Origin of the sequence: Falsiroseomonas oryzae, from assembly GCF_027856955.1 — a bacterium.
Taxonomy (GTDB): domain Bacteria; phylum Pseudomonadota; class Alphaproteobacteria; order Acetobacterales; family Acetobacteraceae; genus Falsiroseomonas; species Falsiroseomonas oryzae.
The window spans coordinates 1-2,658 of sequence record NZ_JAPSMD010000590.1 but is presented as its reverse complement, the minus strand read 5'-3'; the positions used below and the strand labels follow the sequence as shown (position 1 = coordinate 2,658).

The following is a 2,658-nucleotide window of genomic DNA, read 5'->3' as shown; positions in this document are numbered from 1 at the left end:
AGGCGACGCTGGCGGAGCTGGCGCGCGCGCATGGGCGCGACCCCTCGGCGCTGGCCGGGCGCGTCACGCTCGGCCATGCGGCCGCCACCACCATCGGCAACGCGGCCGAGACGGCCGCCTGGGCGCGCGCCAACGGCCTGCGCTCTCTGCGGGTGGTGACGGCGGGCTACCACATGCCGCGCGCGCTGCTCGAGTTCGGTCGGGCGATGCCGGCGGTGGAACTGGTCGCCCATCCCGTCGGCCCGGCCGCGCTGCGGACGGGCGATCTGCCGTGGACGCGCGCCGCGCGGCTGCTGGGCGGCGAGTACGTGAAGTACGGGCTGGCCTTCCTGGGCCTCACCGCCCTGATGCCGGCGAGGGAGACGTCGCGAAGATGACCGTGCTTCGGTCCCTGCTGTTCAACATCGGCTTCTTCGGGCTCACCGTGCTGCTCGGGCTGGTCGCCCTGCCGCTGCTGGCCGCGCCGCCGCGCTGGGTGCGCGGCGTGCTGCGGCTGTGGGCGCGGCTGGTCGTGGGCTGGCTGCGGCTGACCTGCGGCGTGCGGGTGGAGTTGCGCGGCATGGAGCACATCCCGCCCGGCGCGGTGGTGCTGGCCGCGAAGCACCAGTCGGCCTTCGACACCATCGTCTGGCTCGCCCTGCTGCCGGATGCGGCCTACGTGCTGAAGCAGGAGCTGCTGTCCATCCCGCTCTATGGCTGGCACGCGCGCAAGGCCGGGATGATCCCGGTGGACCGGGACGGCGGCGGCGCGGCGCTGCGTGCCATGCTGCGCGCCGCGAAGGCCGCGCTGGAGGAAGGGCGGCAGGTCGTGATCTTCCCGGAAGGCACGCGGACCGCGCCCGGAAGCCGCGTGCCCTACCAGCCCGGGGTGGTCGCCATCGCCGGGGCGACCGATGCGCCGGTGATCCCGGTGGCGACCGACAGCGGCCGGGTCTGGGGCCGCCGGGCCTTCCGCAAGCGGGCCGGGGTGATCCGCATCTCCGTGCTGCCGGCGCTGCCGCCGGGCCTGCCGCGCGCGCGGCTGCTGGGTGCGCTGGAGGAGGCGATCGAAACGGAGAGCGACCGGTTGCTCGCCGAGGAGGACGACGTGCCTGTGGATAAGGCTGTGGGTTAACGCCTCCGGTCCCGGCCGAAGCTCGGGGAACAAATCCTTACAATGTGGACCAATGCTGCGTCGCGACGGGGCACCAAAGCCGCAATCCGTTCGTTAGACGATCCGACAAGACTTTGAATCGGTTGGAAATTAACGTCTGACCCAAGGCGAGCAGCCGAATGGCAGCCACGGCTCTCGTGTTGCGTTTTGTCTCAGGCAGCGGGATGTGGATGGATCAGGCCGCGCCACGGGCCGGGCCGGGCAGCAGCGCCGCCAGGCGCTCCAGCCGGGCGTCGCGCACGCCGAGCTCGAGCAGGTGGCTGAGCGTGTTCAGCAGGTAGTCGCGGTTCGCCCCCATCTGGCCGACGCCTTCCGCGATCACCGCCGCGGCGCGCTCCGCCGGCAGCCGCGGCACGTAGTTCCGGCAGCCCCGGTTGACCACGTAGGTTACCGCCGGGACGACGCTGGCGGAGTGGTCGAGCAGGCGCACCGGGACCACGCGGCGGTGGTAGACTACCTCCGACCCATCCGGCAGCTCGCGCTCGTCAAGGTAGCGCAGCACCTCGGCCGCATGCGCGCCGGGCACGCGGAAGGCGACGCCGTGGCAGGCGCCGCCGCGGTCCAGGCCCAGCACGAGCCCCGGCCGCTCCGGCGTGCCGCGGTAGCGGTGCGACCACAGGCAGAAGCTGCGATGGTAGCCGCGCAGCAGAGCGCGGTGCCGGCCGGCATGGGCGAAGCCGGGGCGCCAGATCAGCGAGCCATAGGCGAACACCCACATGTGCCCGCAAGGGGCCAGCGGCGGGTCGCCGGGCTGCGATCGGTGATGGGCGGGCGTGTGCACGGGAGGGGCCGGGCGGGCTATAGGGCTGGGCCAGATGGACCGGAAGCCCCCTCCCCGCGCGAAGCGGCGCCTGCTGCTGCTGGCGCTGCTCTGCCTGGTCGCGCTCGGCGCCGGGCATGCGGTGCTGTGGCGCCACATGGCCTCGCAGCTGGACGCCGGCTGGCAGGCCTGGGTGCAGATCCGGCGGGCGCAGGGCTGGCGGGTGGAGCATGGCGCGGCCGTGCACGGCGGCTGGCCGCTCGCCGCCACGCTCACCGTCGATCGCGTGCGGCTGGACGGCGCGGCGGCGACGCTGCCCGGCGGCCTGGCGCTGGCGGCGGAGCGCGTGGTGCTGCGCGTGAGCCTGCCCTGGCTGGACCGCCTGGCCGTGCACTTCCCCGGCCAGCAGCGGCTGCGCCTGGGGGGAATGGAGTTCCCCTTCACCGCCGACACGCTCGTCGCCGTGCTGCCGCTCGAATCCGGCACGCCGCCCAGCGAGGCGGAGGTCACGGCCGAGCGGCTGCGCATCGGCACGCCGGTCGGCACGCTGGAGGTGCGGAGCGCGCGCCTGACGGCGCAGGGCAGCGCCTCGGCAACCGAAGCCGAGGCCGCGCTCGAGCTGACGCTGGCCGCCGAGGGCGTGGAACTGCCCGTGGCGCCCGTCGCCGGCCCGGCCTTCGGCCGGCGGATCGAGGCACTGTCCGCCGACCTGGCCGTCAGCGGCCCGCTTCCGCCGGGGCGCGAG

The 2,658-nt window shown here is 74.4% G+C and carries 4 protein-coding genes; 3 read left to right on the top strand and 1 reads right to left on the bottom strand.

Annotated elements, in window-relative coordinates:
• The coding region (locus OZN99_RS29290; RefSeq protein ID WP_270938745.1) for an ElyC/SanA/YdcF family protein at positions 1 to 377 on the top strand (377 nt) is incomplete at its 5' end.
• Complete coding sequence (locus OZN99_RS29285; RefSeq protein WP_270938744.1) at positions 374 to 1,114, top strand: lysophospholipid acyltransferase family protein; 741 nt, start codon at positions 374 to 376, stop codon at positions 1,112 to 1,114. The genes OZN99_RS29290 and OZN99_RS29285, both read left to right, overlap by 4 nt.
• A gap of 214 nt (positions 1,115 to 1,328) precedes the next feature.
• Here the strand turns inward: OZN99_RS29285 and OZN99_RS29280 are convergent, their stop codons facing one another.
• Positions 1,329 to 1,934, bottom strand: coding sequence for a gamma-glutamylcyclotransferase (locus tag OZN99_RS29280; protein ID WP_270938743.1), 606 nt, complete (start codon positions 1,932 to 1,934; stop codon positions 1,329 to 1,331).
• Between the two features lie 34 nt (positions 1,935 to 1,968).
• On the opposite strand from OZN99_RS29280, the gene OZN99_RS29275 reads away from it, so the two are divergent.
• The coding region (locus OZN99_RS29275; RefSeq protein WP_270938742.1) for a DUF2125 domain-containing protein at positions 1,969 to 2,658 on the top strand (690 nt) is incomplete at its 3' end.

Excerpts from the sequence above, each read along its gene's own strand:
- OZN99_RS29285 (WP_270938744.1), top strand. The coding sequence starts at position 374 with ATGACCGTGCTTCGGTCCCTGCTGTTCAACATCGGCTTCTTCGGGCTC.